The sequence below is a fragment of the Sphingomonas sp. JC676 genome, assembly GCF_014489075.1.
Classification (GTDB): Bacteria; Pseudomonadota; Alphaproteobacteria; order Sphingomonadales; family Sphingomonadaceae; genus Sphingomonas.
In genome coordinates this window covers 357,158-381,456 of sequence record NZ_JACTGR010000001.1, presented here as the reverse complement: position 1 = coordinate 381,456, position 24,299 = coordinate 357,158, and the positions used below count along the sequence as shown (strand labels likewise).

The window sequence follows — 24,299 nt, the reverse complement described above, 5'->3', positions numbered from 1 at the left end:
GGCACGCGCATCCGCGAGCGGTAATTTGCCCTTTGACGAAACGCGATCGTTCCGGCGATCATGCGAAAGTCATTTGGGGAAATGAATACAATGCGTAATTTGGGACTGCTGACACTTATCGTGTCGGTGATGGTGGTGATCGACGCGCTTCCAGCGCCATTGATGCTGTTGTCCGTGGTGCTGTTTCCCGAAGCGACTGCAGCAGTGGTCGGGCCTTATTCGGGTGAGATCGACGCCAGCACCGTGGTTTTCAAGTTCATGACGATGATCGTCTTCGCGCGCTGGATCTACTTGGCCGGCAAGAATCTGCTGGACGCCGGTTTCACCGATCTTGAGTTCACTCCTGGGTGGCGGATCTGGTGGTTTGCAGTGCCGATCGCGTGCCTATTCAAGCCGTTTCAAGGCATGCGGGAGCTATGGAATGCGAGCCACTGCAATGAAGCCTATGATCAAGGCAACGGCCTGGTCGCAACCTGGTGGGGCCTTTGGCTGCTCAGCCGGATCGTAGGCTCGCTTGCCGCCGCGGCGTCGAGCGGTCCCGAAGGCGCGAGGATGGCGTTGCTGGTGCAAGGCGTGGTCGACATTGCGCTGGTCGCAGTCGTCATCACGATGATCCGTCGCATCGCGGCTGCGCAGAACCAAATGTCCGGCCCTGCGCTGGAAGAGGTATTCGCCTGAACTTGAACCCTCCGCCGCGATTCCGCGGCGGAGGGTAAAGTCAGGTTCAGGCCTCGGTCTTCTTCTTGGCCGGTGCCTTCTTGGCGGGCTTGGCCTCGCCTTCGTCTGCGGTCTCTGCCTTCGCCGGCGCCTTCTTGGTCGCGGCCTTCTTCACCGGCTCCTCGGCCAGCTCTTCGGCCGGCTTGTCGGCCTTAGACGGTGCTTTCTTGGTCGCGGCCTTCTTGGCCGGCTCCTCGCCCTTGGCTTCTTCGGCGCCCTTCTTGGCCGCCTTCTTCGCCTTGGGCTTGTGGTTGTCGTGATCGTGGCTGTGCGTGCCGGTCGAGAAGCCCTCGTCGCTCTCGATCGCGGCTTCCAGCTCCTCGCGGGTCACTTCGCGCTCGCTGATCTCTGCCTTGTCGAACAGGAAGTCGACGACCTTGTCCTCGAACAGCGGCGCGCGGAGCTGCGCGGCGGCCATCGGCTCGGACTGCAGATACTGGACGAAACGCTGGCGATCCTCGGGGCCGTATTGCTGCGAGGCTTGCGCCACGAGCCGGTTCATTTCCTGCTGCGTCACTTCGATGCCGCTGGCGGTGCCGATCTCGGAGAGCAGCAGGCCCAGGCGCACGCGGCGCTCGGCGATCTTCAGATAGTCCTCGCGCTCGCTCTCGAGCTCGGCCAGCGCCGCGGCAGGATCGGCCTCATGCTCGGTCTCGTGGACGAGCTGGTGCCAGATCTGCTGGAATTCGGCATCGACCATCGACGGCGGCACCGGGAAGTCATGGCCCGCGGCGAGCTGGTCGAGCAGCTTGCGCTTCATATAGGTGCGGGTCAGGCCGTTGAGCTGCTGCTCGATCTGGCCCTTGAGCAAGCCATTGAGCTGCTCGAGGCTCTGCAGGCCCAGTGCCTTGGCGAAATCGTCGTCGATCTTGGTCTCGCCGGCAGTCTTCACCGCGGTGATCTTGAGGTCGAAGGTCGCAGGCTGGCCGGCCAGATCCTTGGCGCCGTAATCGTGCGGGAAGGTGACGTTGATCGTCTTCTCGTCGCCCGCCTTCACGCCGACGAGCTGGTCCTCGAAACCCGGGATCAGACGGCCGGTGCCGATCTCGACCACCATGTCGGTGCCGGTGCCGCCCTCGAATGCGACGCCGTCGGCAGTCTTGCCGACAAAGTCCATCGTCACCTGGTCACCGGTGGCGGCCTTGTGCTTGGCTGGGGCGTCTTCCCAGCTCTTCTGCTGGCTGGCGAGCTGCTGGAGCTGCTCGTTGACAGCTGCGTCATCGGCGGGAACGGTCAGGCGCTCCAGCTTCAGCCCCTCGATCGACGGGGTCGGCACGTCGGGGAGCACTTCCAGCTCGATCTTGATCTCGGCGTCCTTGCCGACTTCATATTCGCCTTCCAGACTCACCGAAGGCTGCATCGCCGGACGCAGCTTGTGCTCGGTCATGAGCTGCTGGATGCCTTCCTGGATCGTGGTGTTGAGCGCATCCTGCGCCAGCGCCTCGCCGTGCATCTTGCGCACGAGGTTGGTGGGCACCTTGCCGGGACGGAAGCCGGGCATCTTCACCTGCGGCGCGACGCGCTTCACTTCGGCATCGACTCGCGAATCGATATCCTTTGCGGTGATCTTCAGCGTGTAGGCGCGCTTCAGGCCCTCGTTCAACGTCTCGACAGTCTGCATTCCAAAGGCCTTCTACAAGAATCGGAAACCGCGGTGTTCCGCACCTCAGCCATAACGAGACTGGTGCGGGCGAAGGGACTCGAACCCCCACATCTTGCGATGCCAGAACCTAAATCTGGTGCGTCTACCAATTTCGCCACGCCCGCAGGGGACACCGCCGGTCGGCGGGCTCTATAGCAGCAAGGGTCCCGGGGGCAAGACCACAAGCAACTTGGACAGCCGATCCAGCGTTAACGCACGGACAAGGAGACATTCATGCCCGTCGAACCCCCGATCCAGCCGACCGTCCCGCCCCCAGAGACGACGCCCGCGCCCTCGCCCGGTCAGCCCGTGGCGCCGCCGCCGGAGGTCCATCCGCCTATGCCGGATATCGACGTGCCCGCTCCCCAGCCAGGCGATCCCGGCATCGCGCCTGGACAACCAATGGCCTGAACAGGCCAAGACAAGAATCGGGCCGGGACGCAGCAAATAAACGGAACATCGACCGTTGCGGACCGGCTGTGCTAACAGCGGGAAGCGGGCGTTTGTATTGTTCGCCGCATTGAGGGCCGATGATCGGGAAACATTTATCGAAGCTTCGTCTGCGCGACGAGATCAACGCGGAAGAGGAAGAGGCAATTCGCAGCTGCATCAGCGAGATTGTCGATTACCCTGCGGATCAGACCATCGTCCATCGCGGCGAGGAACTACATTATTCGACGCTGGTGCTCGAGGGGTTCATCTGCCGCTACAAGGATCTGAGCGACGGTCAGCGCCAGATCACCCATATCCATGTCCCCGGCGATTTCGCCGATCTGCACGGCTTCACGCTCAAGCACCTCGACCATTCGATAATGACGCTCACGCCCTGCAAGATCGCCAAGGCGCCGCACGAGCGTATTCTCAAGATCACCGAGAAATATCCGCACCTCACCCGGGTCTTCTGGTTCTCGACCAATCTCGACGCGTGCATCCATCGCGAATGGGAAGTGTCGCTCGGCCGCCGCCGGGCGCTCGAACGCACCGCGCACCTGTTCTGCGAGCTCCAGGTGCGGCTCCAGATCGTCGGCATGGCCGACGAGACCGGCTATGCCTTTCCGCTCACCCAGACCGAACTGGCCGAATGCCTGGGTCTCACCTCGGTCCATGTGAACCGGGTGCTGCGCGAACTGCGCGAGCGCGGCATGATCGAGTTCCGCGGCGGCCGCGTCTCGATCACCGATTTCAAGGCGCTGAAGGCCGTGGCAGAGTTCGACCCCGCCTATCTCTATATGGAGTTGCGCGACCGCTGAGCGTGCCCACCCGTCGGGCCCCGAACTCATGCAACCACCTAGTGCTCAGCTCGGCACCCGAAAATCATAAATCCGGTAGGCGTCACTTCCCGAACGAAGAACAAATCCATACTCGCCAGGCTTGAGCGCTTCGATCGGCGAGACCGCAAAGACACCGTCGCCAATTTCTTCGACAGAGAATTGAATAGCATCCTTGGGGTCGATTCCAATGCTGCCGCTGAACAGTTTCTGTTTCGCGACAACCATTTCGCGCTGCCCATTCTTCTCCTTAAATCGCATAAGACTGAATTCGGTTGGAGATTGCGCCGAGACCGTGGCCGAGGTGCCGAAATCGCCAACTCTGGGATCGTCCGTTTCGAAATAGAAATAGAATCTTGGACGCGATGCGGTCGCTGCCGTTTGCGCGGAGACACGTGGAATTCCCAGCTTCAACCGGAAAGGAAAGAGCAGGCTGCCATTACCGGTTGTTCGTCCGCCACTAGCGGTAGTCGGACGAATTTTTACCAACTGGTGCGCCGGACCGGAGCCCAGATCGATATACAAGCCCGCGCTCCGCTTCGAAGCCGGATCTGAACCGATGCCGGTCGCGCCCTGCGCTTTCGAAGCGCCTACGCAACGCTCAACCATGGCGGCGATTACCGCATCGGCGACACCGGCGTCCTTCAAGGCAAGGATGCTGGTTGTGGACACATCGTAAGAGCATGGCAGACTTGCGATCTTCGCGAGCAAGACGCTTGGACCGACACCCGCCTTGGTCAGCGTGACAACACCTTGATTTCCGAAATCCTGCGCAAAGGCTGGAGCGGCGCAAAGAAGGGCGAGCCCCACTGCGATGAGCTTGCGTAAGTTCATAGTGTCCCCAGCAATCGATCTCGTCGCCAAGCCCCTGCTCGGCCCGATCCGACTGTCCCCGCGCGAAACTAGCCAACCACTACGGGGCCGCAAGGAATTAGTAGGGATATATCCAATGCGGTTGATTTACCTGGAACCTGTCGGTCCATGCCGAACCGGGGCCCTAGGAAATAACGCGTCGTGCGGTCAGTATCTTCACCGGCGCCACCGGGATCTCGCCCTTGAAGGCGCCCTGCACCGTCTTGTCGGGCGAGACCGGCGCGTCGAAGATCTTGAGGATCACGTCCATCCCCTCGACGACACGGCCGAACGCGGCATAGCCGAGATTGTCGCCCGGCTTGGTGGGATCGGCATCGAACGACGGCTGGTCACCGACGCTGACGGTGAACTCACCCCGCGCGCTGCCCGGGGCGAAGCGCGCGGTCGAGATCGTGCCGTCGAGATGCTTCAGGCCGGTCTGGGTCGTCGGCTCATGCTTGATCGGCGGATAGATTCGTGCCGGTGCGTTCTGCACGCCGAACTGCACGAAGCCGAAATGATCGGCGACCTTCACGGTGCGATAGAATTGCATGCCGTCGAGTCGCTTCGCGTCGACATAGCGCAGGAAATTGCGCGCGGTGATCGGCGCCTTGGCCGTCTCCACCTCGATCACGATCCGGCCCGCATTGGTCTCCAGCGCGACGCGGACGGTAGCCGGTGGCGTGGTAGTCTGCGCTGCAGCAGGGATCGCCAGCAGGCTGAGCAGGAACATAGCTAACCAGCGCATCTTCACACTCCCAAGTCGTCATCCCGGCGAAAGCCGGGATCCAGAGCCAAGAACGGTACCGCCGGTGAACCCGAATCCCGGCCTTCGCCGGAATGATGGCAATCCTAGCCCAGCGCCTTCTTCAGCAGCTCGTTGACCACCGCCGGATTGGCCTTGCCCGCCATCGCCTTCATCGTCTGGCCGACGAAGAACCCGAACAATGCCTCCTTGCCGCCGCGATACTGCTCGAGCTGGTTCGGGTTCTTCGCCAGGACCTCAGCGATCACCGCCTCGATCTCGCCGGTGTCGCTGGTCTGCTTGAGCCCGCGGTCCTCGACGATCTTGGGCGCACTGTCGCCGGTCTCTAGCATGATCTCGAACACCTGCTTGGCGAGCGGGCCCGAAAGCGTGCCATCCGCGGCGAGCGCGAGCAGTTCGGCGCCCTGGATCGGACTCACCGGGCTCTCGTTCACGTCCTTGCCCAGGCGGTTGAGCGCGCCATAAAGGTCGGAGATCAGCCAGTTGGCGGCGGCTCGGGCGACTTCATTCTCACCCCTGGCCTGAACCCGGGCGCTTTCCGCCAGCAGCGCCTCGAACCACCGCGCCGTCTCCACATCCGCGGTCAACACCGCGGCATTGTAGGCGCTCAATCCTAGATCGGTCTCGTAGCGGCGGCGCTTGGCATCGGGCAGTTCGGGCAGGCTCGCTTCGCATGCATCCAGGAAAGCGTCGTCCAGCTCGAGCGGCAACAGGTCGGGATCGGGGAAATAACGATAGTCGTGCGCATCCTCCTTGGAGCGCATCGACCGCGTCTCGTTCCTGTCGGGATCGTAGAGCCGGGTCTCCTGAACGATCTTGCCGCCACTCTCGAGCACCTCGACCTGGCGCCGCGCCTCGATCTCGACGGTCTGCATCACGAAACGCACCGAATTGACGTTCTTGGTCTCGGTCCGCGTGCCGAACTCGTCGCCCGGCTTGCGCACGCTGACATTCACGTCGGCGCGCATCGAGCCCTCTTCCATATTGCCGTCGCACGACCCGACATAGCGCAGAATCGAACGCAGCTTCTTGACGTAAGCCCCTGCTTCGGCGGGAGAACGCATATCCGGGCGGCTGACGATCTCCATCAGCGCCACGCCCGCGCGATTGAGATCGACGTACGAACGCGTCGGATGCTGGTCGTGCATCAGCTTGCCGGCGTCCTGCTCGACATGGATGCGCTCGATGCCGATCGTCTTCACATCGGCGTCGGGATCCTTCTCGTCCAGGCTGATCTCGATCCGTCCTTCGCCCACCAGCGGGTGGTAGAGCTGGCTGATCTGATAGCCCTGCGGCAGATCGGCGTAGAAATAATTCTTGCGGTCGAACCGCGACCATTTGTTGATCACCGCGCCGATCGCCATGCCGGTGCGTACCGCCTGGCGGATGCATTCCCGGTTGGGCGTGGGCAGCATGCCGGGCATCGCCGCGTCGATCAGCGAGACCTGGCTGTTGGGCTCGGCGCCGAACTCGGTCGAGGCGCCGGAGAACAGCTTGGCGTTGGAGGTGACCTGGGCATGCACCTCGAGGCCGATCACGACCTCCCATTCGCCGGTGTCGCCCTGGATGCGGTAGCTGGAGCTAGAAGTTGTCGCCATTGCTCTTCACAAAGATATTGGAACTGGATCGCATTCGCCTATCGCGCGTCGCTCGGGCAAGGTCCAGCGGGCAAATCGGCCCGGACGCCCGCAACCGTTCGTCGTTGCGCAACATCATGGCGTCGATTAGGTCGATTGCCACCTCGGCGCGTTGCCGAAGGCTGGGGGCCGTGAATGTCAGCCGAAGCATTGTCGTTCCTGGACAAGCTCGCATCCTTGCGCATCGCGGTATTGCTGCCCTGCTATAACGAGGAAGTCGCGATCGCGCGCACCGTCGCTGCGTTCCGCGAAAGCCTGCCGAACGCCACCATCTACGTCTATGACAACAATAGCCGCGACGCGACGATCACGGTCGCCCGCGAGGCCGGCGCCGTGGTCCGTTCCGAGCGGATGCAGGGCAAGGGCAATGTCGTCCGCCGCATGTTCGCCGATGTCGATGCCGATATCTATGTCCTGTCCGACGGCGACCTGACCTATGACGCCACCGTCGCCCCCGCGCTGATCCAGCGCCTGCTCGACGAGCAGCTCGACATGGTCGTCGGCGCACGCAAGTCCGAGGTCGAGCTCGCCTATCGCCGCGGCCATCGCTTCGGCAACCGCATGCTCACCGGCATGCTGGCGCGGCTGTTCGGGCGCAGCTTCAGCGACATATTGTCGGGCTATCGCGTCTTCTCGCGCCGCTTCGTCAAGAGCTTCCCGGTGCTCTCCTCGGGCTTCGAGATCGAGACCGAGATCAGCATCCACGCGCTCGAGCTGCGCATGCCGGTGGCGGAGGTGGTCACCGCCTATGCCGCGCGCCCGGAGGGTTCGACCTCGAAGCTCTCCACCTATAGCGACGGCTGGCGGATCCTCAGGACGATCGTCAACCTGTTCCGGCTCGAGCGGCCGATCCTGTTCTTCGGCAGCATCGGCGTGTTCGCGCTGCTGGTCGCGATCATCCTCGCGATCCCGCTGGCGATCACCTACGCGCATACCGGGCTGGTCCCGCGCCTGCCCACCGCGGTGCTGATCACCGGCCTCGGCATCGGCGCGATGCTCTGCTTCTTCACCGGGCTGATTCTCGACACCGTCGTGCGCGGCCGCCGCGAAGTGCGGCGCCTTGCCTATCTGGGCATCCCGATCCTCGCGATGGACGTCGCGGCCGACTGAGGCTCGATTCTGGTCGCCGCAGATTGCGGTTACGACGGTTCGGCTCCGTCCCATGCTAGGTTGCGACACCTGAACTTGCAGCTTTGATTGGGTACGACTAGCAGGATCGCTTCGTTCGACCGGCATGGGGACCGCTATCCGCGGCGCCGGAAGAAGGAGGCGTTACCGCTTGTTGCGGACAGTGCGCACGGCGTGCGCATCTGAGGAGTATTTGATGGACGGCGAAATTGGGCTCTTGAGCGGTGGCGTCCGTAATCTGATCGCAGCCACCGCGACGCCCTCGCTACAGCTCACGGTTATCATCCCGACTTTCAACGAGGCCGAAAACGTCGCGCCTTTGGCTGCCAAGCTCGACAAGGCGCTGTCGGGTCTCAATTGGGAAGCCGTGTATGTCGACGACGATTCGGCCGACGGCACATCCGATCGGGTACGCGAGCTCGCCCGGGTCGACCGGCGCATCCGCGTGATCCAGCGCGTCGGCCGCCGCGGCCTTTCATCGGCGGTGGTCGAAGGCATGCTGAGCAGCGCCGCGCCCGTCGTGGCGGTGATCGATGGCGACATGCAGCATGACGAAACCGTGCTGGTGAAGCTTTACGCCGCGATCGCCGACGAAGGAAACGACCTCGCGATCGGCACGCGCTATACCGAAGGCGGCTCGACCGGCGAATGGGACGAGTCGCGCGTCAAGATCAGTCGGCTCGCCACGCGCCTCTCCAACCTGCTTCTCAAGAACGACGTGAAGGATCCGATGAGCGGCTTCTTCGCGGTGAAGCGCGAAGTGTTCGTCGAGGCGCTGCCGAACCTCTCGATGGTCGGCTTCAAGATCCTGCTCGACATGGTCGCCTCGGTCCCGCGCAAGCTCAGGATCGCTGAGATACCCTACACCTTCCGCTCGCGCATCGCGGGCGAGAGCAAGCTCGACAGCAAGGTGGCGCAGGAATTCGGTGCGCTGCTGCTCGAGAAGATGTTCGGACACATCGTGCCGGTGCGTCTGCTGATGTTCGCGGCGGTCGGCGGGCTCGGCCTGCTCGTCCATCTCGCCACGCTAGGCGCAATCGTGCGCGTGCTCGATATCGATTTCCGCATCGGCCAGTCGATCGCGGTGTTCACCGCGATGACGTTCAATTATATCCTCAACAACAGCTTCACCTATCGCGACATGCGCCTGCGCGGCGCCCGGTTCGTGCGCGGCCTGTTCACTTTCTACGCGGTCTGTCTGATCGGCGCGATCGGCAACATCGGCGTCGGCGAGTTCATCTACAACATGCACTATCGCTGGTGGCTAGCCGGAATCGCGGGCGCGGTCGTAGGCGTCGTCTGGAATTACGCCGCCTCGGCGATGTTCACCTGGAACAGGAAATAGGCTCGCCGGAGCGCCCCGCCTCCCGCGCGGCGCTCCCCGAAATCCGCTAGCGCCGGCTCACCACCAGGCGTCAGGACGCGCCTTGAAGCTGGCACGCTCCTCGATCGCCAGGCCGGCGTTGAGCACGCCCTGCTCGTCGAACGGCTTGCCGATGATCTGGAGGCCCAGCGGCAGCCCGCTCTTGTCGAGCCCGCCCGGCACCGACATCGCCGGAAGCCCTGCGAGCGAGCTCGGCACCGTGAAGACGTCGTTCAGATACATTGCGAGCGGATCGTCGCTCTTCTCGCCGAGCGCGAACGCCGCGCTCGGCGCGGTCGGCGTCAGCAGCAGGTCGCAATAGTCCCACACGCGCTCGAAATCCCGCGCGATCAGCGTCCGCACCTTCTGCGCCTGGGTGTAATAGGCGTCGTAAAAGCCCGCCGAAAGCACATAGGTGCCGATCAGGATGCGCCGCTTCACTTCGTCGCCGAAACCCGCGGCGCGGGTCGCGGCATACATGTCCTGCAGGTTCTGGCCCTCGGCCAGCTCGCGCAGCCCGTAGCGCACGCCGTCATAGCGCGCGAGGTTCGATGAAGCCTCGGCCGGCGCGATGATGTAATAGGCGGGCAGCGCGTATTTGGTGTGCGGCAGCGATACCTCGACGATCTCGGCGCCGGCGTCCTTCACCCAGTCGATACCCTGCTGCCACAAGGCCGCGATCTCGGGCGGCGTGCCTTCCATCAGATATTCGGCGGGAATGCCGATCTTCTTGCCGCGCAGGTCACCCGACAGGCTGTGCTCCCATTTGGGTACCGCCATGTCGAGCGAGGTCGAATCCTTCGGATCGAAGCCCGCCATGTTCTCGAGCAGGATCGCGCAATCGCGCACGTCGCGCGCCATCGGCCCGGCCTGGTCGAGCGACGAGGCAAAGGCCACCACGCCCCAGCGCGAGCAGCGGCCATAGGTCGGCTTGATGCCCGAAATGCCGGTAAAGGCGGCGGGCTGGCGGATCGAACCACCGGTGTCGGTGCCCGTCGCGCCCGGCACGATCCGCGCCGCAATCGCCGCCGAGCTGCCGCCGGACGAGCCGCCCGGCGCCAGCGGGGCATTGTCGCCCGGCCCGCGCCGCCACGGCGAGATCACATTACCGAAATAGCTGGTCTCGTTGGACGAGCCCATCGCGAACTGGTCCATGTTGAGCTTGCCGAGCATGCCCGCGCCCGCGTCCCACAATTTCTGCGAGACGGTCGATTCATAGACCGGCTTGAAGCCCTCCAGGATGTGGCTGGCGGCAGTGGTCTGTACGCCCTTGGTGGCGAACAGGTCCTTCATCCCGATCGGCACGCCGGCGAGCGGCTTGAGCGTCTCGCCCGCCGCGCGGGCGGCATCGGCCTCCTTGGCGGCCGCGATGGCATGGTCGGGCGTCTCGACGATGAACGCGTTGAGCGCCTTGGCGCGGCTCACCTTGACGATGAATGCGTCCGCCACTTCGCGCGCGGAAAAACTGCCCGCGCGAATGCCGTCGCGCAGCGCCGCGATGCCCAGATCGGTGACGTCGGTCATTCGACCACCTTCGGCACGGTGAAGAAGCCATGGTCGCCCTGCGGTGCGTTCGCCAGGATCGCGTCGCGCTGGCCGCCCTCGGTCACCACGTCTTCCCGCAGCCGGAGCGTGTTCGGGATGACGGCGGTCATCGGCTCGACCGACGAAGTGTCGACCTCGCCGAGCTGCTCGATCCAGCCGAGGATGTTGTTGAGCTCAGGGACGAGGCGCTCGGCATCACTATCGCTGATCGCGATGCGCGCCAGGCTCGCCACCTTCTTCACGGTTGCGGTATCTACGGACATGAGGCGCGGCTAGCACCCCGCCGCCGCAGCGCGCAACGCTAATCCGTACATCGCCGACATAGACGGTTGCGTCATCGACAATCGTGCCCCACGGGAACGCGATTGCAACATTGCGGTTTTATGCTGCATTGCACAATGGAGATCGGGATTGGCCCGGAAATTCCTCTATGTCTTTGCGGTTCTGATCATGCTCGCGGTTGCCGCCATGTTTGCGTACCGGTTGTATGGCATCCAGTTGATGCGCCAGTTCATGGTGCCGTCGGCCAATGTCGAATCGCTGCCGCCGCCTGACGCCCTGGCCTATGCCCATGCCGATATGTGGATCGCCCGGCCGGACAAGGCGGACAATCCCGCTCTTTGGACCCCGACCGGCTTCGCGCCCGCCGCCAAGCCCAGGGCTGCGCTCTTCTTCATCCATCCGACCTCGTTCCTCGACACGCATCGCTGGAACGCCCCGCTCGACAATGCCGATGCCAACAACCGCGCCGCTTTGTTCCTCCGCGGCCAGGCGAGCGCGTTCAACGGCGCCGCCGCGATCTGGTCACCGCGCTATCGCCAGGCAACATTCGGCGCCTTTCTGACCAACAGGAAGCAGGCGCAGCAGGCGCTCGACTTCGCTTATCGCGACGTGCTCGCCGCGTTCGACCAGTTCCTGAAGGAAGCCGGCGACCGCCCAATCATCCTCGCCGGGCACAGCCAGGGCGCGCTCCACCTCTCGCGCCTGCTGGTCGATCGAGTCGCCGGCACGCCGCTCGCGAAGCGAGTCGTCGCGGCCTATGTCGTCGGCTGGCCGGTCTCGATCACCGCCGACCTGCCCAAGATGGGCCTGCCCGCCTGTTCCGGCCCGGACCAGACCGGCTGCATCCTTTCTTGGCAGAGCTTTGCGGAGCCCGCCGATCCGTCACTGATCATCGACACGTTCGACGCAACCACCGGCTTCACCGGCAAGCCGCGCGCCGACACCCCGATGATCTGCACCAATCCGATCACCGGCAAGCCCAACGATTCGGCGCCCGCCTCCGCCAATCTCGGCACGCTGATCCCGGACGCGAGCTTCCAGACGGCGCGGATGGAGATCGGCCGCGTGCCCGCCCGCTGCGACGGCCGCGGCTTCCTGATGATCGGCTCGACCCCGCCCGATTTCGGCCAGTACGTCCTGCCCGGGAACAATTATCACGTGTTCGACTACAGCCTGTTCTGGGCGAATGTCCGACGCGACGTCGAACGGCGCACCGCGGCGTTCGCCAAGTCCCGGGTGCTGGCGTTCCTGCGCTGAAGGCTTTCGCCGGGCCGCCTGTTGCAGCTAGAGGAGCGGGGTGATCACCACCGCGCCTTCCGATTTTCGTACCGCACTTCCTTCGGGCGGCCGCCTGCTCGGGCTCGATGTCGGCACCAAGACGATCGGCACGGCCTTGTGCGACGCGGGCTGGAGCTTCGCCAGCCCCGCCCTGCTCGTCCGCCGCACCAAATTTTCCAAGGACAAGGCCGCGCTCGCCACGCTCATCGCCGAGCAGCAGGTGAAGGGCCTGGTCATCGGCCTGCCGCTCAATCTCGACGGCACCGATAGTCCGCGCACCCAATCCACCCGCGCCTTTGCCCGCAACCTGGAGGACATGGCCCTTCCCATTCTCCTCTGGGACGAGCGTTGGTCGACCGTCGCGGTCGAGCGCATAATGATCGAGCAGGATCTCAGTCGCGCCAAACGCTCCGAGCGGATCGACAACATGGCCGCCGCGCACATCCTTCAGGCCGGGATCGACGCCCTGGTCGCCGCCTGACAAGAAAAGGGCGTCCCCAGCCGGAGCCGGGAGCGCCCAAGTTGCGGAAACTTATAAGTTCAGGCGAAGCTGACCGCCGCGCGGCGGCGGCGGATCGTCGCGCCGATCGCGCCGAAGCCGAGCATCAGCATCGCCCAGCTCATCGGCTCGGGCACGCCCGGCGTGGGCGTGATGCGCGGCGTGTACGGCGTCTGGCCGGTCACGTTCGCGTCGCCGATGTTGATATAGCCGTTGACCAGGTTCGATCCGGTCGGGAAGCCGTGCGGATCGAAGCCGTTGGCGATCCCGTCGAGCAGACGGACCTTCAGGCTGCCGCCCTGCAGCGCGAGCTGGTACCAGGAGCCATTATACTGGAAGTCGCCGTTGAAGACGAAACCGTTGAAATGGCCGTTATTGTACTGGATGCCCAGGTTCACCAGCGAGTCGAGATTGTCGCCCGCGTTGAAGCTGAACGGGCCGAAATTGAAGCTGAAGGCGTCGGCATCGGGGATGTTGGCGATATCAGCGAAGTTCGACTGGAAGATGTTCACGAAGCCCGAGCCCGAAGCCGGGATCAGCGCGTTGCTGAACACGAAGCTGCCGGAAAAGGTCATGCCCGGGAACAATCCGCTGCCGACGAAAGGCGCCTTCACATTGGCGTTGCCGCCGTTGATGCCGCCCGAAAAATTGGCTTGGGTGTAAGGCTGTGCGGCTGCGGGCATGGCGCCCAGCGCCAGCGTGAAAACGGCTGCAATGGCCGTCAAAAAGCTACGAATCATGATACTCCCCCTTAAGAAATATTTAACTTTGATTAAGAGCCCCCTACGCTGCGTTTGCGACAAATTGAAGATAAAGCTTTCGCACAGATGCACCGCTTCGGGACAGGGCGGCGGGCTTCCGAGGTGCGATGCACGAGCGATCCCGCGCCCGACCGGCTGGTCGGGCGCGGAATGTTTATCGCAGGCGTCAGAAGCGGTCGGCGCGCTGGCCGAGCAACGTCACTTCGACGCGCCGGTTGAGGCGCATTCCCTGCTGGGTACCGTTGCTGGCGACCGGTTCGCGCTCGCCATGGCCTTCGACACGGAAGCGGGCGCGCGTCACGCCCATATCCTCCAGCGCCGCACGCACGCTCTCGGCGCGCTGTTCCGACAGGGCCTGGTTGTGCGCGTCGGTCCCGCGTGAATCGGTGAAGCCGATGATCGCTACGCGGACGCCTGCATTGTCGCGCAGATATCCGACCAGCGGCCGCAGCTTGTCGAGCGCGCGCGGGAACAGTTCCGCGCTGTCGGTGCGGAACAGCACGTCCTCCTGCAAGGTCAGCGTCGCGCCGAGCTTCGTCTGGCGAAAATGATAGTCGCGCATCGCCTGGCGGTCCCAGCCACCCGCTGCCGCCCCGGGCCGAGCGCCATGATCGCGCGCGTCCCAGTCGAAGCGGTCGCGCCGTGCGCCGGCGATCCCGGCAAAAGCGCGGTTCGCAGCCTCCGCCTCGCGAGGGCTGATCCGGCCATTCTGGTCGCGATCGAAATTGCGAAGTACGAAAGCGCGTCCGCGATTGGTACCGCGCAACTCGGGAAATAACAGGCGCACGCCGGGCCCGAACAGCTGGTATTCGCGCTCACCAGGACGGCCGCCACCCCAGTCCCAACGATCCTGCGCCATTGCCGGACCGGCGCCTGCTGCGATCAGCGTCGCGATCGTCGCCAGATATATCTTGTTCTTACGGGCTATCATCACCGATTTTCTCCTTTGTTTCTTTCCTGGCTCGTCGATGACCTCCGCCGTTTGAACCCTTGGTGACCCGTGCCGACAGGCTGTGTTCACTGTTGGCAAGCGCCTGCGCTATTGCCGAGCGTTCCGCCCGCCGCTAGGCCGCAGCTTTAATGCAAACCTCAGATCATCGCCCCGGTGCCCAGATAAAGGGCAGCGCCGTTTTCCCGCACCGGCATCTGACCGGCATTGCGGGACTTCAGCCGCATGAGATCATGTTCCTGCTCGACGAGTCCGAGCAATGGGTCGAGGCCAACCGCACCCGCGCCAAGAGCGACAAGCGCCTCGAGGGTCTGACCCAGATCAACGCCTTCTTCGAGAATTCGACCCGCACGCTCCTCTCGTTCGAGATCGCGGGCAAGCGCCTCGGCGCCGACGTGGTCAACATGCACGCCGCGCAATCGAGCGTGAAGAAGGGCGAGACGCTGATCGACACCGCGGTCACGCTCAACGCGATGCGCGCCGACGTGATCGTCATCCGCCACGGGAGCTCGGGTGCCGTCGATCTGATCGCCCAGAAGGTCGATTGCCCGGTGCTCAACGCCGGCGATGGCTGGCATGAGCACCCCACCCAGGCGCTGCTCGATGCGCTTACCATCCGCCGCCGCCGCGGCTCGGTCGCGGGCCAACGCGTGGTGATCTGCGGCGATCTGCTCCACAGCCGCGTCGCGCGCTCGAACATGCTGGCGCTGACCGCGCTCGCCGCCGAGGTTCGCGTTGTCGCCCCCTCGACACTGATGCCCGCTGCGATCGAGCGGATGTATGTTCAGCCCTTCACCGATTTCGACGCCGCATTGGACGGCGCCGACGTCGTCATGATGCTCCGCGTCCAGAACGAGCGGATGGACGGCGGCTACATTCCCTCCACCCGCGAATTCCATATGCGCTACGGACTCACCCCCGAGCGGCTCGCCCGCGCCAAGCCCGATGCGCTGGTGATGCATCCCGGCCCGATGAACCGCGGCGTCGAGATCGATTCGATCGTCGCCGACGATCCCGAGCGCTCGGCGATCACCGAACAGGTCGAGATGGGCGTGGCGGTGCGCATGGCCTGTCTCGATGTGCTGACCCGAAGAGCGCGCGGTGTGGAGGGTTGGGCATGACCATCGCCTTCACCAACGCCCGGCTCGTCTGCCCCAAGGGCGGCGTTTCCGAGGGCAACCTGCTCGTCCGGGGCGATACGATCGCGGCTATCGGTGCGATCGACGTGCCCGAAGGCGCCGAAGTCGTGGATCTCGGCGGCAAGATGCTGGCCCCTGCCCTGATCGATCTGGGCGTGTTCGCGGTCGACAAGAAAGCGTGCCGCTTCGGCGGCGTCGCGCGCGTCGGGCTGATGCCCGATCAGTCGCCCGTGCTCGACGATCCCGGCATCGTCCGCCGCGCAGCGCTGTCGGGTAAGCCCGAGCTCTGGGTCCATCCGCTCGCAGCCGCTACGCGCGGGCTGCAGGGCAATGATCTGGGCGAGATCGCGATCAATGCCTCGGCCGGCGCCCGCGCCGTCGCCACTGGCCGCCGCTGGATCGCTTCGGCGGGCATCATGCGCAAGCTGCTGCTCTACGCGCGCGACCTGGACCTTGTCGTGGTCACGCACGCCGAGGATGGCGGGCTTTCCGACGGCACCGTCGCCACCAGCGGCGAGACCGCGACTCGCCTGGGCCTTCCCGCCGCGCCCGCAATCGCCGAGCCGCTTGCCATCGCCCGCGACCTGATGCTCGCCGAAGAAGCCGGCGCCCGCATCCATATCCGCCAGGTGACCACCGCCGCGGGGTTCGACCTGGTCCGCGCCGCCAAGCGCCGCGGCGTCCCGGTCACCTGCGGCATCACCCCCGCGCACCTGTTCCTGTCCGACATCGCGACAAACGACTTCCGCACCTTCGCCCGCCTCTCTCCGCCGCTCCGCGACGAAAGCGACCGCCAGGCGGCGCTTCAGGCGGTGGCAGACGGCACGATCGACGTGATTGCGTCGGGCCACGATCCGCGCGGGCCCGAGGCCAAGCGCCTCCCCTTCGCCGATGCCGAGCCCGGCATGGCCGGCGCCGAGACCTTGCTCGCGCTGTCGCTGGGCCTCGTCCGCGACGGCCAGATCCCGATCGAACGCCTCTTCGCGCTGCTCGCCGCCAATCCCGCCAGGATCCTCGGGCTGGAAACGGGCGCGCTGGCGCCCGGCCTGCCCGCCGACCTGATCGTCCTCGACGCCGATACGCCCTGGCAGATCGACGCCCGCAGGATGAGCGCGCGCGCCGGCAATACGCCGTTCGATGGCCTGCCGGTCCAGGGCAAGGTGCTGCGCCTGTTCAAGGGCGGCACGCCGGTAGAATAAGCAAGAAGAAGGCGCGATTATATCGATCGCAAATGCGATCCTCGAGCGCCGGCCAAAGGTGCGAAAGCGGACCTAAGCTCGCACGCGACGATAGACCCCGTTAAACCGGACATTCGTGCCACCGCACATGTCATTGTCGCTGGCGATCAGAATGTCGCCGATCAGGGCGAGATCAATCTTGCAATAATCCTGATCATGGCGAGCGCGGTTACCGAGCAGCGTGAGTTTGCCGTCAATTTCTCCAGAATGACGGGGGGGCAAGTCTTTCGCGGGTTCTGGCTGCGGCCAATACGCTTCGCCCACCACGTGTAAGGCCCCTCGCTTATCCGAGAGGCGCACGGTCGGATTTCCTTCATCCGACCACCGCCCAAACCAGGAAGAACGCGCTGGCCTGCTAGCGATCGTGAGCGAGCGAAGCCTGGACTTGTCCACCCACCCCGCCGATCCACCGTATCGGAAAAAATAGACGCAAACGTAGTTACCCCTTGTGCGGCCAGTGACGACCCGGTCTCCCGATAAAATGTGACTTGCCCCCTCTTTTTTGCAGTGGGAGGTGTTGGAACAACTGTCCAAGTCGTAAAGATAAGCGCGACTTGCGCCCTTGATCACGGCCAAACCGAAGTCTGTTTTTTGACTTGAAAAGCTGCCGTTGCGACAGTCTCCCGCATCAGCTGCGGCTGAAGCTGGCACAGCAACTAGGAACGCGAGAACAATGGGTAGGCTCGTGAAGACGCGATCTCTCATTTGTGGAACGTAACTGACTCCAGCTGTTGTCTGCAATTGGGTCGTTAGCGGCCGCTCGATCGATTCCGCGCGCATACGCCCGAAAATAGTCGATTAGCGGTTCGGCCCGCGCCGCTGCACGACAGCTCCGGTCGCAAGCCGTCCGTCCGCTTCCAGATGGGATTCGGGCAGCTGAAAGATTGCCGGGACCTAATCCAGGTTGTGGCGAAGCAATTCTGAAGAAACATATTCATGGTTATGAAGTGCTCCGAGCCGGGGGCCGTTTGGAGGCTATCGTGCCAACCGAAGACGACAGGACCTATTTCGAGCGTCGCGCGCGGCAGGAGCGCGCCAGGGCCGAACAGGCGAGCAACCCCATTTCCTACAAGCTGCACACCGAAATGGCGCGCCGATATGAGCAGCGTCTGGAATCGGAAATGCGGCTGCAGGCGTGAGCATTATTGCTGGATTGTTTCTGAAATAGGTCCATAATGGATGGTGAAAGCCCCGACCATTTAGCTCCGGGACTTCCTGGCTGAGCGCTCATACCCCGACAGCTGTGAGCGCTCAGCTACCTGCTAGGCGACACGCGGCGGCGGGAAACCTCCCCGACCACCACGCAACGGCAATAACCGCTGGCAATGTAGGATTTGGCCCGCCAGCCTCCGCCGGCTCTTTCTCATCACTGCTTGCCCAAGACGCTTCGAAATGGGAGCCTAGGATTTTCGACATAGCAGGTGTCAACCGTGTCAACTTCGACCGGTCGCTGGCGGCCCTAGTCGCGGAGCGCGTCGCAATCGCATCGTCGCAAAAAAGAAGGGCCGGGTATCGCTCCCCGGCCCTTCGGTATTAGCATCGATGGGAGTGATGCTTTAGCGTGAAGCCATCTGCATTTCGCGCTTGCTGGCCCAGCTGGCGACGGCATCGCCGGCCTGGGCGCGGACGAAGCACACACCGCCGCCTGCGCGCACCTGGCGGCAGAGCGAATTGGCGTCGCTGCGGGCGAAACCGCCGACCGACAGGCGATAGAAATTGCCGGCCTTGGTCGAGAATTTGGCGCCCTGCGGTGCGTAGCCTGAGAGCTTGGGCAGACGACGCGCGACGCGCGCCCATGAATCCTTGGCCACCGCGGCGCTGTCGAACGCACCGAGCTGGACATAATAATTGCCGCTGACGAGCTTGGCCGATGGCGTAGCTGCCTTGGTCACCGGCTTGGCCGCGGGCTTCACCGATGCGACGCGAACCGGCGCGGGAGCCGGCTTGGCAGAGACCGAGAATGCCTGGACGACTTCAGCACTCGGGCCGAACACGACCTGCGGGCCGGTGACGGCCACCTGCTGCACTACGGGAGCAGCGTCCGGAGCGGCCACGGGTGCGACAGGCGCAGGCGCCGCATCGGCGACCGCCGGGGCGGCTGCCGCCGGACCCGGCATATAGGCATCGACCGGATCGGCGGCGGGCGCGGGCGCCGGAGCAGTGGCAGCAACCGCCACGTTCGGCTGCTGCGCGAGCGCGAGCGCGATCGGCTGGCCGCCATCCTGCACGGCGCGCACGCCGAGCAGCGAGGCGACCTGGTCATAAGCATTGGTCGGGCGCGAGAAGCTCGCCCATTGCATGATCCGCGCATCAAGCTGGTCGGGCGAGACATCGGTCGCGGCAACCGCGCGCGCTTCCGACCAACGGCCGGCGAGCGCGAGGCTCAGCGCCAGGTTCTGGCGGGTCTTGGCATTGGCGGTCGGCTCGCGCACCGCGGGGGTCAGGATCTCGACCGCGGTCACCGGATCGCCGGCCAGCGCGAAGGCCAGGCCGCGATCGCTCGAGGGAATATGGTCGGCATGCGTCTGCAGCGTCGAGCGCGCGCCGGCCCAGTCGCCCTGGGCGATCTTGGCGAGCACGAGGTTCAGCGCGACGCGGCCGTCCTCGGGATTGAGCGTCAGCGAATCGTTCAGCGCCTGGCCCGCCGAGGTGAAGCGGCCCGAAAGCAGATAGGCCTGGCCCAGGATCGAGCGATATTCGGCGTTCTGGGGATCGTTGGCGACGGCCAGTTCGGCGTGCTGCACGGCCTTGTCCGCCTTGCGCTTGGCGATCGCCTTGCGCGCGGCGTCGGCTTCGGAAGCCGCCTTCTTGGCGTTGGGCGCGGACGTCGCAAAGGCATGGCCCTGCGTGACGATCCCGGTGACGGCGGTACCGCCGACCGCGAAGACTGCGGCGCCGATCGAGAGCATGATACGGGCGTTCATGGTCATTCCTTCACCCACGGTCCTTGGAACCGACCTGCCGCGCGAGCGCATCGACTTCGGTCAGCGTATCGAGAAAGGCATCCAGCGCCTCGGTAACCAGCAGCTGCGCCGATCGGTTGGTCAGCGCCGACGCGAGGCGAAGACGCAGGTGACGATCGTGATCGAGGCGCAGCGTGAATGCGGCCTTGCCCTTCTTGTCGATGGCCTCGCGCGCGGCACGGGCAACCATGGCCTTCGCGACCGGCCTGGCCGGGGCGGGCGCGGCAACGGGCGCCGGCGCTTCGGCCAGGTCCTGGGCTTCGGCCTTGGGCTGGCGCACTGCCAGCGGTGACTTTTGGTCGCCGGTCGGCTCGGAAATGGCTTCAGGCTCGGGCTTGGGCTCGGCGATCTGCTGGTCGAGCTCTTCGCGCTGGCGCAGCACCATCGGCTTGGGCACCGGATGCTGGACCTGGACCGGTGCCGGCAAAGGCTGGGGACGCGGTGCGTCCTCACCCATGTCGTTCCAGCCGAGATCGTCATGCGTGGTCGCCGGCGACAGGCCGACGAAACCCTGCGGACGCATGGCCGGACGCGCCTGGCCCTTGCGGGCGAGCAGGTTCGACGAAAGCGAAGCGGTGGGCTTGGGAGTTCCGATCATCGGGCGCCCCTCAGCTCACGACGCGACGGCCAAAGCCGCCAGCTTGCCGGGCGGCGCCGAACTGGCTCGCAGCGACGGCGGGCGCAGTGAACACGGTACGGCGGAAATTCTTCTCCAGCCGATCGGAGATATAGCTCCACAGCGCGACCACTTCGCCGGCAGACCGGCCGCCGGGATCGACTTCCATCACCGTGCGCCCGTCGATCATCGACGAGGCGAAATCGGTGCGCTGGTGAATGGTGATCGGGGCCACCGTGCCGTGCTGCGACAGCGCGACCGCGGCTTCGGAGGTGATCCGCGCCTTGGGCGTGGCGGCGTTGACGACGAAGATCAGCGGCTTGCCGGCGCGCTCGCACAGATCGACCGTGGCGCCGACGGCACGCAAGTCGTGCGGGCTCGGCCGGGTCGGGATCACGATCAACTCGGCGACCTGGATCACGCTCTGGATCGCCATGGTGATGGCGGGCGGCGTATCGATCACCGCCAGGCGGAAGCCCTGCTGACGCAGCACTTCGAGATCCGAGGCGAGCCGCGCCACAGTGGTCTGCGCAAAGGCCGGATATTCGGTCGAGCGCTCATTCCACCAATCCGACAGGGAACCCTGCGGATCGATGTCGATCAGGACGACGGGACCCATACCAGCCAGCTGCGCCTGCACCGCGAGGTGCCCGGACAGCGTGGTCTTGCCGGACCCGCCTTTCTGCGATGCCATCGCCAGGACGCGCATGAACCCCCTCAAACTCAGATAATTAGAGCTGAAGGGATGGCACGGACCGGGATAAGAACAGGTTAACGGCGCGCGAGCTTCGTGATCGACCGGAGCCGGACGTAAGGATTTGTTTCCCAATCGATGGTTAATTGGCATTTATCCATTGGGTCGGGTGCGGAGTCTTTGTCGGATGAAGTCGTTATGGATCGCTGTCGCCACCGGTGCTGCGCTGCTGATGGCGCCCGCATGGGCGCAGCACGCCCCGGCAAAGGAAGACCCGGTCAAGGTCGGCGTCGAAGCCTATGAGCGCGGCGACTATAAGACGGCGGTCGACCTCTGGCGCTCCGCCGCGATCAAGGGCAATGCCGACGCGCAATTCAATCTCGGCCAGGCCTATAAGATGGGCCGCGGCGTTCCTACCGACCTGAAACAGGCCGAGGAATGGTACCGCAAGGCCGCCGCGCAGGGCCATGAGGAGGGCGAGGCCAATTACGGCCTCGCGCTGTTCGAGAATGGCAAGCGTGCCGAGGCGGCGCCGTGGCTCGAGCGCGGCGTCGCACGCGGCAATCCGCGCACTCAATATGTCCTCGGCATCATGCTGTTCAACGCGGACGGCGTCGCGAAGGACTGGGTCCGCGCCTATGCGCTGATGGTCCGCGCCTCGTCGACCGGCCTCGAAGCCGCGACCAAGGCGCTCGCCCAGATGGACCAGTATATCTCGGTCAAGGACCGTCAGGACGGCCTCGCGCTCGCCCGCAAATATGAAGCCGACTATAATCGCGGTGCCGTGCCGGCGGCGCCCGTCGCAGTTGCGTCCGCCAAGCCGAAGTCGACTCCTGCACCTCCCCACACCAAGGCCGCCGCTCCGGCCACGACCGCTCCCGCGCCCGCGCGAGACGGCGGCTGGCGCGTCCAGCTCGGCGCGTTCGGCGACCCCGCCAATGCCCGCAAGCTCTGGGGCCAGGTCGGTGGCCGTTTCCCGGGCCGCCAGCCTTATTATGTAAAGTCCGGCAGCCTCACCAGGCTGCTGGTCGGCCCATTCGGCTCGAAGGCGGAGGCAGCCAAGGCGTGCGGCGGCGTCAACCCCTGCGTGCCGGTCGCGAAGTAAGGCGTTAGCCGACCACCCACTCCGCCCGCGTGATCCCCTGCGCATGAAGCAGCGCCGTCAGGTCGGTATGGTCCACCCGAGCCCCCGCCGCGGCCGCTACGATCGGCTTGGCGCGATAGGCGACGCCCAGCCCAGCCTTGCGGATCATCGCCAGGTCATTGGCGCCATCGCCCACCGCCAGCGACTGTTCCGCCGCCAGTCCGCGCTCGGCGAGCGCGTCCAAAAGCGTCGACTCCTTGGTGGAGCTGTCGACGATCGGCTTGGTCACCGTGCCGGTCAGCTTGGCCTCCGCGATTTCCAGCCGGTTGGCAATCACCCGGTCGAATCCCAGCATTTCGCCCACCGGCTCGGCGAAGCGCGTGAACCCGCCCGAGACGAGGATGGTCAGCGCGCCCCGCGCGCGCATCGTCTTGACCAGCGTCTCGGCACCCGGCGACAGGCGCACGCGCTCGGCCAGGCAGCGGTCGATCGCGCTTTCCTCGAGTCCCTTGAGCAGCGCCACCCGCGCATCCAGCGCCGAAGCGAAATCGAGTTCGCCGCGCATCGCGCGTTCAGTCACTTCGGCAATCTGGGCCTTGATCCCGGCATAATCGGCCAGTTCGTCGATGCATTCGACGGTGATCATCGTCGAATCCATGTCGGCGACGAGCAGCTTCTTCTCGCGCCCCGCCTCGGGCTGGACGATGATGTCGATCCCCGGGAACTCGCTCTCGAGCACCGCGCGTGCATTGCCAGGGTCGTTCGAGAAGGAAATGTCGGCCGCCTTGCCTTCTTCGAGCCAACGCCAGCGATAGTCCGCGCCGCACGCGGTCGTCCGATCTAGCACATCATATGCCTGGTCGAGGTGCCCGTCGGTGAGTCCTTCTGCTATAAGTGTCGCGATGAACATGGGATCCTCTGCCAGCCCGCTTGAACGCCCGAAGGTGGCGCTCATCGCAGGGCCGACCGCGAGCGGCAAGTCCGCGCTCGCGCTGATGCTGGCCGAGAAGCATTGCGGCACCGTGATCAACGCCGACTCGATGCAGGTCTATGCCGATCTGCGTATCCTCACCGCGCGTCCGACCGTGGAGGAGGAAAGCCGCGCGCCGCACCGCCTGTTCGGCCATGTCGACGGTGCCGACGCCTATTCCGCCGCGCGCTGGGCAACCGAGGCACGGGCGGCGATCGCCGAGGCGCATGAAGAGGATCGCTTGCCCATCCTCGTCGGCGGCACCGGCATGTATCTGCGCACGCTGCTGGAAGGCATCGCGCCCGTTCCTGAAGTCGATCCAGAGGTCCGCGCGGCGGTGCGCGCGATGCCGGTCGCCGAGGCCCATGCCGAGCTCGCCCGGCTCGATGCACTTGCCGGTGCGAAGCTCAATCCCACCGACGGCAGCCGCGTCGCCCGCGCGCTGGAGGTGGTTCTCTCCACCGGCCGCACTCTCTCCGAATGGCAGGAGGAACGCCATGGCGGCATCGAGGATGAAATCGAGCTGATCGCCCTGATCCTCCTCCCTGACCGCGCCTGGCTGGGTGAGCGCATCCACCGCCGCTTCGGCCATATGATCCATGTCGCACAGGATGAAGTCGCGGCGTTGCTTGCCCGTACCGACATCCCGGCCGACGCCCCGGTGCTCCGCGCGATCGGGGTGCGCGAGCTGGGCATGGTGCTTCAGGGCGAAAGCGATGTCGCCGCGGCGCATGAGCTGGGCTCGCTGGCGACGCGGCAATATGCCAAGCGGCAGTACACTTGGTTCCGCCGTCAGCCTCCGGGGGGCTGGGAGCGGACGGCGGAGACAGATACATACGTCAATCATGATAAATTTGAAACAAAATTATTATAATGGTGCTTGACGCAGCATTTTCGTACGATTAGCA

General features: G+C 64.9%; 25 protein-coding genes and 1 tRNA gene. 12 read left to right on the top strand and 14 right to left on the bottom strand.

All coding sequences use genetic code 11. The features are described 5' to 3' along the window. Positions 1 to 129 precede the first annotated feature (129 nt). Positions 130 to 678, top strand: coding sequence for a DUF4328 domain-containing protein (locus IAG41_RS01830; protein WP_262408490.1), 549 nt, complete (start codon positions 130 to 132; stop codon positions 676 to 678). A gap of 46 nt (positions 679 to 724) precedes the next feature. On the opposite strand, the gene tig is transcribed toward IAG41_RS01830, so the two are convergent. Together tig and IAG41_RS01820 are read right to left on the bottom strand one after the other, a co-directional pair. After that, the gene (gene tig / locus IAG41_RS01825) at positions 725 to 2,338 is read right to left on the bottom strand and encodes a trigger factor (RefSeq protein WP_187726869.1); all 1,614 of its coding nucleotides are present in this window, start codon (positions 2,336 to 2,338) and stop codon (positions 725 to 727) included. 61 nt (positions 2,339 to 2,399) lie between these two features. Beyond that, positions 2,400 to 2,484 (bottom strand) — tRNA-Leu (locus IAG41_RS01820). A gap of 109 nt (positions 2,485 to 2,593) precedes the next feature. Between IAG41_RS01820 and IAG41_RS01815 the strand changes: the two genes are divergently transcribed. Further along, entirely contained in the window at positions 2,594 to 2,770 is a 177-nt protein-coding gene (locus IAG41_RS01815) for a hypothetical protein (RefSeq protein WP_187726868.1), read from the top strand. 119 nt (positions 2,771 to 2,889) lie between these two features. Then, entirely contained in the window at positions 2,890 to 3,609 is a 720-nt protein-coding gene (locus IAG41_RS01810) for a Crp/Fnr family transcriptional regulator (RefSeq protein ID WP_187726867.1), read from the top strand. A gap of 45 nt (positions 3,610 to 3,654) precedes the next feature. Here the strand turns inward: IAG41_RS01810 and IAG41_RS01805 are convergent, their stop codons facing one another. From IAG41_RS01805 to gatB, 3 genes are all read right to left on the bottom strand, one after another. After that, a complete protein-coding gene (locus tag IAG41_RS01805) occupies positions 3,655 to 4,461 on the bottom strand; it encodes a hypothetical protein (protein ID WP_187726866.1) in 807 nt (268 codons plus the stop codon). A 163-nt stretch (positions 4,462 to 4,624) separates the two neighbouring features. Further along, entirely contained in the window at positions 4,625 to 5,227 is a 603-nt protein-coding gene (locus IAG41_RS01800) for a peptidylprolyl isomerase (RefSeq protein ID WP_187726865.1), read from the bottom strand. Positions 5,228 to 5,331: 104 nt separating this feature from the next. Beyond that, the gene (gene gatB / locus IAG41_RS01795) at positions 5,332 to 6,843 is read right to left on the bottom strand and encodes an Asp-tRNA(Asn)/Glu-tRNA(Gln) amidotransferase subunit GatB (RefSeq protein ID WP_187726864.1); all 1,512 of its coding nucleotides are present in this window, start codon (positions 6,841 to 6,843) and stop codon (positions 5,332 to 5,334) included. Positions 6,844 to 7,017: 174 nt separating this feature from the next. Between gatB and IAG41_RS01790 the strand changes: the two genes are divergently transcribed. Then, positions 7,018 to 7,992 carry a glycosyltransferase family 2 protein gene (locus IAG41_RS01790; RefSeq protein WP_187726863.1) on the top strand — a complete coding sequence of 325 codons (975 nt, stop codon included), beginning with the start codon at positions 7,018 to 7,020 and terminating at the stop codon, positions 7,990 to 7,992. A 214-nt stretch (positions 7,993 to 8,206) separates the two neighbouring features. Next, positions 8,207 to 9,355, top strand: coding sequence for a glycosyltransferase (locus tag IAG41_RS01785; protein WP_187726862.1), 1,149 nt, complete (start codon positions 8,207 to 8,209; stop codon positions 9,353 to 9,355). A gap of 57 nt (positions 9,356 to 9,412) precedes the next feature. Here IAG41_RS01785 and gatA read toward each other — a convergent pair whose 3' ends face one another. Further along, positions 9,413 to 10,897, bottom strand: coding sequence for an Asp-tRNA(Asn)/Glu-tRNA(Gln) amidotransferase subunit GatA (gene gatA / locus IAG41_RS01780; RefSeq protein ID WP_187726861.1), 1,485 nt, complete (start codon positions 10,895 to 10,897; stop codon positions 9,413 to 9,415). Next, positions 10,894 to 11,181, bottom strand: coding sequence for an Asp-tRNA(Asn)/Glu-tRNA(Gln) amidotransferase subunit GatC (gene gatC, locus IAG41_RS01775; RefSeq protein WP_187726860.1), 288 nt, complete (start codon positions 11,179 to 11,181; stop codon positions 10,894 to 10,896). The genes gatA and gatC overlap by 4 nt, the downstream gene beginning before the upstream one ends. Before the next feature lie 148 nt (positions 11,182 to 11,329). On the opposite strand from gatC, the gene IAG41_RS01770 reads away from it, so the two are divergent. Continuing rightward, the gene (locus IAG41_RS01770) at positions 11,330 to 12,457 is read left to right on the top strand and encodes a DUF3089 domain-containing protein (protein ID WP_187726859.1); all 1,128 of its coding nucleotides are present in this window, start codon (positions 11,330 to 11,332) and stop codon (positions 12,455 to 12,457) included. 40 nt (positions 12,458 to 12,497) lie between these two features. Continuing rightward, entirely contained in the window at positions 12,498 to 12,959 is a 462-nt protein-coding gene (gene ruvX, locus IAG41_RS01765; protein WP_187726858.1) for a Holliday junction resolvase RuvX, read from the top strand. Positions 12,960 to 13,018: 59 nt separating this feature from the next. Here ruvX and IAG41_RS01760 read toward each other — a convergent pair whose 3' ends face one another. Then, positions 13,019 to 13,717 carry a PEPxxWA-CTERM sorting domain-containing protein gene (locus IAG41_RS01760; RefSeq protein WP_187726857.1) on the bottom strand — a complete coding sequence of 233 codons (699 nt, stop codon included), beginning with the start codon at positions 13,715 to 13,717 and terminating at the stop codon, positions 13,019 to 13,021. 187 nt (positions 13,718 to 13,904) lie between these two features. Further along, complete coding sequence (locus tag IAG41_RS01755) at positions 13,905 to 14,669, bottom strand: OmpA family protein (RefSeq protein ID WP_187727828.1); 765 nt, start codon at positions 14,667 to 14,669, stop codon at positions 13,905 to 13,907. Positions 14,670 to 14,818: 149 nt separating this feature from the next. Here IAG41_RS01755 and IAG41_RS01750 point away from each other — a divergent pair, with 149 nt between their 5' ends. Next, positions 14,819 to 15,808 (top strand): aspartate carbamoyltransferase catalytic subunit, encoded by a 990-nt coding sequence (locus tag IAG41_RS01750; protein ID WP_187726856.1) that lies wholly within the window; start codon positions 14,819 to 14,821, stop codon positions 15,806 to 15,808. After that, the gene (locus tag IAG41_RS01745) at positions 15,805 to 17,025 is read left to right on the top strand and encodes a dihydroorotase (protein WP_187726855.1); all 1,221 of its coding nucleotides are present in this window, start codon (positions 15,805 to 15,807) and stop codon (positions 17,023 to 17,025) included. The genes IAG41_RS01750 and IAG41_RS01745 overlap by 4 nt, the downstream gene beginning before the upstream one ends. A gap of 72 nt (positions 17,026 to 17,097) precedes the next feature. Here IAG41_RS01745 and IAG41_RS01740 read toward each other — a convergent pair whose 3' ends face one another. After that, entirely contained in the window at positions 17,098 to 17,331 is a 234-nt protein-coding gene (locus IAG41_RS01740) for a hypothetical protein (RefSeq protein ID WP_187726854.1), read from the bottom strand. Between the two features lie 713 nt (positions 17,332 to 18,044). Here IAG41_RS01740 and IAG41_RS01735 point away from each other — a divergent pair. Then, the gene (locus tag IAG41_RS01735; protein WP_187726853.1) at positions 18,045 to 18,203 is read left to right on the top strand and encodes a hypothetical protein; all 159 of its coding nucleotides are present in this window, start codon (positions 18,045 to 18,047) and stop codon (positions 18,201 to 18,203) included. A 417-nt stretch (positions 18,204 to 18,620) separates the two neighbouring features. On the opposite strand, the gene IAG41_RS01730 is transcribed toward IAG41_RS01735, so the two are convergent. Genes IAG41_RS01730 through IAG41_RS01720 form a run of 3 tightly spaced genes read right to left on the bottom strand, consistent with a single transcriptional unit; the run spans position 18,621 to position 21,352 of the window. Then, on the bottom strand, positions 18,621 to 19,988 hold the full coding sequence (locus IAG41_RS01730; protein ID WP_262408421.1) for a tetratricopeptide repeat protein: 1,368 nt from the start codon (positions 19,986 to 19,988) through the stop codon (positions 18,621 to 18,623). A gap of 10 nt (positions 19,989 to 19,998) precedes the next feature. After that, positions 19,999 to 20,625, bottom strand: a complete 627-nt coding sequence (locus tag IAG41_RS01725; RefSeq protein ID WP_222950455.1) for a hypothetical protein — start codon at positions 20,623 to 20,625, stop codon at positions 19,999 to 20,001. A 10-nt stretch (positions 20,626 to 20,635) separates the two neighbouring features. Then, on the bottom strand, positions 20,636 to 21,352 hold the full coding sequence (locus tag IAG41_RS01720) for a ParA family protein (RefSeq protein ID WP_187726851.1): 717 nt from the start codon (positions 21,350 to 21,352) through the stop codon (positions 20,636 to 20,638). Positions 21,353 to 21,524: 172 nt separating this feature from the next. Here IAG41_RS01720 and IAG41_RS01715 point away from each other — a divergent pair, with 172 nt between their 5' ends. Beyond that, complete coding sequence (locus IAG41_RS01715; RefSeq protein WP_187726850.1) at positions 21,525 to 22,442, top strand: SPOR domain-containing protein; 918 nt, start codon at positions 21,525 to 21,527, stop codon at positions 22,440 to 22,442. A gap of 4 nt (positions 22,443 to 22,446) precedes the next feature. On the opposite strand, the gene serB is transcribed toward IAG41_RS01715, so the two are convergent. Then, on the bottom strand, positions 22,447 to 23,331 hold the full coding sequence (gene serB, locus IAG41_RS01710) for a phosphoserine phosphatase SerB (protein ID WP_187726849.1): 885 nt from the start codon (positions 23,329 to 23,331) through the stop codon (positions 22,447 to 22,449). On the opposite strand from serB, the gene miaA reads away from it, so the two are divergent. Next, positions 23,330 to 24,265: a tRNA (adenosine(37)-N6)-dimethylallyltransferase MiaA gene (miaA, locus tag IAG41_RS01705; RefSeq protein WP_187727826.1), complete on the top strand. Its 936-nt coding sequence runs from the start codon at positions 23,330 to 23,332 to the stop codon at positions 24,263 to 24,265. The two genes, serB and miaA, sit on opposite strands and share 2 nt — an antisense overlap. Positions 24,266 to 24,299: the final 34 nt, after the last annotated feature.